Genomic DNA, 6,000 nt, shown 5'->3' with positions numbered 1-6,000 from the left:
GGACTGAAACAAACATTTTCTAGCGGACGGGTCCAAACGCCAGTTCTGTATCTTATAAATCAACGTGAAGAAGAAATTCAAAATTTCCGACCTAGAACATTTTATCAAATTGTAGGTTGGTTTGTGGCAGACGGTATCAAATATGGAGGGTTGTTGCTTCAAAATGAAGATACTAAAATATTAGATTATCTAAAAGCTAAAGCCTTATTTGAGGAATGCAAGCCCATAAAAAAAGCAACCATTCAAAGTATTGAAAGTGAAGAAAAGAAGAAAAATCCACCGAAACTCCATAGTTTATCTACACTCCAAGCGAAATTAAACCGTAAATATAAATTTTCACCTGAGAAAGTACTAGAATTAGCACAAAGTTTATATTTAAAAGGCGTTATTAGTTATCCAAGAACTAGTAGTCAATATTTAACGGAAGCTGAAGCCTTTGAACTACCTGAAGTATTATCTAATTTAGAAGAATTAGAGCCATATGCAGAATTGCTTAGAAATAGATCCAAAGATTACATCGAAGATGATAAAAAATACACAAATGATGAAAAAGTTGAAGATCACTATGCGCTAATTCCTACGAAAAATGTACCGGATTTAGCTAGTTTGTCAGAACAAGAACGAAAAGTGTATGACGAAATTGTTCGTAGTGTAATTGCGGTACATTATGATGTGCATGTTTTTACAGAAACAACAATCCTTACAAACTTAGGTACACATACATTCATTGCCCAGGGGCGACAGGTGCTCGATGAAGGTTGGCAAGTCGTTTGGAAAAATCCTAATTCTAAAGAAAAAGAAGAGGATCAAAAAGTCCAAAAGCTCCCTATAGTTCAACAGGGTCATATCGATGTAGAAAAGGTTTCTTTCCAAAAAGGGAAAACAAAACCACCTACAGTATATACAGAGGGGCAACTTATTACCCTTATGAAAACAGCCGGAAAGTTTGTGGAAGATCCAGAAGTAGATACAGATTTTAATGGCGTTGGTACGGAAGCAACGCGTGCTGGCATCATAAAAACCCTGAAAGATCGCGAATACATTTTGATTCGAGATAACAAAGTATCTGTAACTGAAAAAGGAAAAATGTTGATAGAAGCGGTAAGGGGAACTCATCTGGCAAGTGTTGAAATGACAGCAAAATGGGAAATGTTACTATCTAAAATCCGAAATTCAAAAGGAAAATCCGCAGCTATGTCACATGCATTTGTTGAAAAGGTAAAAGAAATGACAACGTTTCTTGTAGAAAAAGCAGTTAATGAGAGCGATACGTGGAATGTTGAAAAATTAGCTGAAGAAGTAAAAGATAATGCAATTCATGCAATTGGGAAATGCCCAATATGTAAAAAGAACGTAGTGGAAAGAGAAAAATTATACGGTTGTTCTGGATATAAAAAGGATGATCCAAATAGTTGTAAGTTTACATTACCAAAAGAGTTTTTAGGAAAGAAAATCAGTGTAGCAAATGCACAAAAATTATTAGAAAAGAAGAAAAGTAACTTAATAAAAGGCTTTATTAGTAAAAACGAGAAAGAATTTGACGCTTATTTAAAATTAGTTAGTGGTGGAAAGTTGGAACTTGAATTTCCACAGAAAAAGCCAAACACCTCAAAAAAGGTGGGTAGTAAATCAAAATAAAGGAGAAAAGCCCTTAATGGGCTTCTCCATAAAATAAATTGGAAAATAAGAGGAATAGAAATGAAAAAATACACAATTAAAGAAACGGTTTACTATGAAAATATCGATTTAAATGTTGAGGTTGCAAAGTTTAAAGGAACTAAACAAAAAGCATTTGATTTTGCTCAAAATATGGATTTAAAAGTACTTTTGCATGAAAATCATTTGGAAATTTTGTTAAATGGTCAATCATATACAATTCAAAACGCGGATCGTGAGAGATATCAATTTAGAATATGTATGAAAGATATTAAGCCGATTCCACTTAGTGATATAGAAAAAATGACAGATTCGGAAAAGGTAGCATTATTACAAAACGAAGCTTATCAATTAAAAGAAGAAGATTTTAAAGATGTGAACTGGAATTTCACTGAAGTCTATAGATTGTTAAAAGAAATGTGTCCAAATACGAAGGTTTTTAACTTTGATTCTTTAGCTTATTCAATTGATATTGCATCATAAAAAATAAAGGAGGAACAGAACAATGGAACAACAATATAATTATGAAAAAATGAGGGAGAATTTTTTGCAGCAAAGTCCTGAAGAAATAAAACAAGAAGCAACTGAAGCCCTCATAACGTCATCATTAATTAGCCGCATGTTAGGGTTTGTATTGAAGAATGAAAAAGCAACTAACTTTAAATATAATTTTCCTGAATTTGAGGATATGAATACGGCTATAGGGGATTTTCTATTTAAATTAATGGATGGTACACATAACCTTCCTCAATATATTAGTAACTTAGAATCAGCTAAAAGCTATACAGAGCAACAAAGATGTATAGAGGGAATTGCATCAGAGTTAGCCATGTATTATCAAGCTTATTTTGAATTTCGGAATTTGTTCTTTAAGCATCCAATGTTACAGCCTTTTCAGTCTGATTTTTCCGAAAAATTATCTATTCCTAAAGAGAGTATAGTTCATTAATGAAAATCTAAAAGCTTACAAGCGTACTTATAAGTGCGACAGAACAAAGAGAAACTCCTTCTAATAGCGGATATGCACATGTTGGTGCAACTAATTCAGGTTCAACCAAGAAGGACGATCCATTTTCAAATGTAGGGCAACCAATTGATATAAGCGACGATGATTTACCATTCTGACAAGTACATTACAAGTACATTAATGGATAAGGAGTATTTTTATGAAAGATGAAGAGAAATCACTTTCCTTTTTTGTGGGATGTAAAAATGCTTTTATTATGGTAATTGTGTTTTGGTTGTTTATGTTTTTAATTTGTAGTGACTTTCTATTAAAATAATATTATTAAATAAAATGAGAAAAAGGTGGGAATTTATGAAGTCTACAGGAATGACAAGAAAAGTAGATGAATTGGGTCGGGTTGTACTACCAATTGAATTAAGACGAACTTTAGGAATAGCAGAAAAAGACCCAATAGAGATTTTTGTGGAAGAAGATAAAATAATTCTAAGGAAATACCAATCTCAACAGGCTTGTATGATAACCGGGGATGTTTCAGAACGAAATATTTCTTTAGCAAATGGAAAAATTATTCTTAGTCCAGAAGGCGCGGATCATATAATAAAGGAACTACAGCAATATCTTGTTAAATAGCAAAATATTAAGCACAGACTCTACTTAATTGGTAGGGTCTTTTTTGTCGAAAAGAAATTAAAAAAACAACAAAATAGACTTGCAAGTCTATTGTATTCATGAGATAATAGACTTGTAAGGATAACTAATAACGAAAGGGGAAATGAAAGCATGGAAGCAATTATTGAAAGTGCTGTTGAAACAGCTAAAAAAATTAGAAAGGAGTTAAAAAAAGCATTTCCGGGAGTTAAATTTTCTGTTCGTTCTAGTAGTTACAGTGGAGGTTCTTCAGTAGATGTAAATTGGAAAGATGGCCCGATGAGAAAAGAGGTTGAACAAATAACCGAAAAATTCAATTCTTGCTCTTTTGATGGCATGCAAGATATGAAAATAACAACCGGTTATGAATATCAAGGGAAGATATATAATGGTGCTGATTATATATTTGCCAATCGAAGCTTATCGGAAGAATACAAAAAGCAAATTCAGGAATTTGCAAAAGAAATGTTTGAAGATTTCCATATAAATGATTGGACATATCAACAAAAAATGCTACAAGCGGAAGAACATATGAAAGGATTGGATAGTGATACTTCAGTGGAAATAAAGGAAGAGCCACAAGAAGAAGTAAAGCTTGCTGAAGTTGTGAATTTTCATCAAAGAAAAAAAGAAAAAGAAATAAATAAGCTAACTTCAGAGCAAAAATTTAAGCTTCTCGCAATGCAGGTCATGTGCAATATATCTGAAGAAGATCTGGAAGGGATTTTTGAAAGAGGATTGTCGGTAGACCAACTATTCACAGGAGTAGCAAATAGGTACTTTAAAAACGAAAAAGCCATCCGCAGCTAAACAGATGACTTGTAGAAGGGAATCTGATCCATTCCCTTCTCCTATTATACCACACATAAGGGAGAGAAAAATACATGGGATATAAGATAACAAAAGATAACATTCACACTTCACCAGAAGAGAAAAAATGGTCATTGGTTGGAAAGGAAGTAGATTATAATCAAGGAATGCATCGTTTTCGTGTCCTTGATGATGATAAGAATGTATATTTCAGTGGTGTAAGTGATGATGATTCAGATTTTTCACCTTTAGATGATTATCAATATGCTTATGGTTGTACTGAAATTCAGTACAAAGATAAAAAAACAAATAAATACGTTACTTTATAAAAAACACGAATGATTTTTGATACCTGGATTTAATATTGTTCGGTTTTATGAAGAAATTGTTCCTCGCTGTAATAAATAATCCTGAGGAAAAATGAATGGAAACACGAATGTTAATGTATTTTATGTTGAATCATTAGAAAGGTGGAATATAAAATGAAAATCTATACACCTGAATGGCTTTCTCTTAGTAAAGAGATAAAAATAAAACTGATCCGTTTAGCAATTTTAGAAACGAAAGAAAAGTTAAACGCTCTTCGTTTACAAAATTTACAAAAGAGCTGTAATAGGTTTTAAACACAGGGGATTATTATTGTCCCCTTTGTTTTTATATCACAATATAAAGGAGAATATCGAATGAAAGAAATTGAAAACTACATGACACCATCTGAAGCAGCATATAAATGGGGAGTTAAAAGAGATACTTTAAAGAATAAATATAGTCCGTCTATGCTAAATGAAAAACAGCAAGAAGAGTTACAACAAATGATTGATGAAGGATTAGTTAAGTTCTTTTTACCACCAAATGGGGTAAGAAAAGAATGGATCATTACAAGAAAAGCAATGTTCCGATGGTTTGGAGAGCCGAAAGCTTAATTTAATTAAAAGTAAGGCTTAAAAATTTAAATACAGAAAAAACGGCTACTCAGATTCGATTCTAAAAGTCGATACAAAAGACAGTAATACAATAAGTATCAGCCAATTTAAATGAGCGGAGAAGGAAAAATGGATAGTTTAATAGTCCTACTCAAATTTTCAGGTAAAAACTAGGGGTTTCACAAGAATATACTAATTAAAATTTCACATACCGTAATTATAGTATAAAAATATAACCACGCAATAAGGGATGCTTTTAAAAATCATCGGTCCTCGCAATCAAACAGCAGTGGTGTACACATTGTATCTGTCCATGGTACCGGACTGAGCGTTCTTTGCGAGGGAGGATAAGGAATGGATGGATTCGCCTATCCCAAACGCTTGAACCTATGCAAATAGGTTTGAAGGTCTTCCAAACCTGTTTGCCTGGCTAGCGCCGAGCGAGTCCCTTCCAAGCTTGGAAGGGGTTGGGGATGGTTGATTTTCTTTTATAATAGATCCTTCATTTCAGGAGGAATCGAAAATTCAGCAAGATTTGTTTTTTACTGCAGTAACGAAGTGGGGCAGTAAAAAATAAATCTTGCGATTTTTAAACTTTTTAGGGTTTTAGTTCTTTGAAGCCCGACTAGCGTCCGCAGCCATATAAGCGCGCGGTGTCAAGGGATTAAGCCAAAAAATTTTAAGAGTTGATGTTGAGTTGGGCTTTTCCAAATGGAGAAATTTGCTATGATAATTCAGCAAATTTTGGGTGTTTTTGCCCATCCCCTCGAAAAGGGGGAATAGCAAAAAAATAGTGACAAAACCCTTATAAATAAAGGATTTCAATTTCTTTTTAAAATAAATATGTCAAAACATATACAGTTTAATTGACATGTTTCAAATATTATTAAGTTGTATTTTTGAAATGAAAAACACAAGGTTTTTAGCAATGTCATAAAGTGTACTTTTTGACATAGTGCATAAATATAGCTAATTCCCCCTTTTCGGGGATTCGGG

8 protein-coding genes and 1 pseudogene are annotated in these 6,000 nt (G+C 32.9%); all 9 read left to right on the top strand.

Going from position 1 to position 6,000, the window contains the following annotated elements:
• A partial coding sequence (locus tag QCI47_RS30005) for a type IA DNA topoisomerase (protein WP_353812076.1) occupies window positions 1–1,638 on the top strand: 1,638 nt, incomplete at its 5' end.
• 60 nt (window positions 1,639–1,698) lie between these two features.
• The gene (locus QCI47_RS30000) at window positions 1,699–2,139 is read left to right on the top strand and encodes a hypothetical protein (RefSeq protein ID WP_353812075.1); all 441 of its coding nucleotides are present in this window, start codon (window positions 1,699–1,701) and stop codon (window positions 2,137–2,139) included.
• Window positions 2,140–2,161: 22 nt separating this feature from the next.
• Window positions 2,162–2,605 (top strand): hypothetical protein, encoded by a 444-nt coding sequence (locus tag QCI47_RS29995; protein WP_353812074.1) that lies wholly within the window; start codon window positions 2,162–2,164, stop codon window positions 2,603–2,605.
• Window positions 2,606–2,697: 92 nt separating this feature from the next.
• Window positions 2,698–2,781, top strand: a pseudogene (locus QCI47_RS29990) (single-stranded DNA-binding protein); the annotation flags it as partial.
• 193 nt (window positions 2,782–2,974) lie between these two features.
• Window positions 2,975–3,253, top strand: a complete 279-nt coding sequence (locus QCI47_RS29985) for an AbrB/MazE/SpoVT family DNA-binding domain-containing protein (RefSeq protein ID WP_002170053.1) — start codon at window positions 2,975–2,977, stop codon at window positions 3,251–3,253.
• A gap of 150 nt (window positions 3,254–3,403) precedes the next feature.
• Entirely contained in the window at window positions 3,404–4,081 is a 678-nt protein-coding gene (locus tag QCI47_RS29980) for an LPD29 domain-containing protein (protein WP_098954585.1), read from the top strand.
• A 74-nt stretch (window positions 4,082–4,155) separates the two neighbouring features.
• A complete protein-coding gene (locus QCI47_RS29975) occupies window positions 4,156–4,410 on the top strand; it encodes a hypothetical protein (protein WP_002188062.1) in 255 nt (84 codons plus the stop codon).
• Window positions 4,411–4,563: 153 nt separating this feature from the next.
• The gene (locus tag QCI47_RS29970) at window positions 4,564–4,704 is read left to right on the top strand and encodes a hypothetical protein (protein WP_353812073.1); all 141 of its coding nucleotides are present in this window, start codon (window positions 4,564–4,566) and stop codon (window positions 4,702–4,704) included.
• 60 nt (window positions 4,705–4,764) lie between these two features.
• Window positions 4,765–5,004 carry a helix-turn-helix domain-containing protein gene (locus QCI47_RS29965; RefSeq protein WP_002170049.1) on the top strand — a complete coding sequence of 80 codons (240 nt, stop codon included), beginning with the start codon at window positions 4,765–4,767 and terminating at the stop codon, window positions 5,002–5,004.
• The last annotated feature ends 996 nt before the right edge of the window (window positions 5,005–6,000 follow it).

It is taken from the genome of Bacillus cereus group sp. RP29 (assembly GCF_040459765.1).
Classification (GTDB): Bacteria; Bacillota; Bacilli; order Bacillales; family Bacillaceae_G; genus Bacillus_A; species Bacillus_A paranthracis.
Note: the sequence above shows the minus strand (reverse complement) of the source record. Positions and strands in the feature narration are given on the sequence as shown.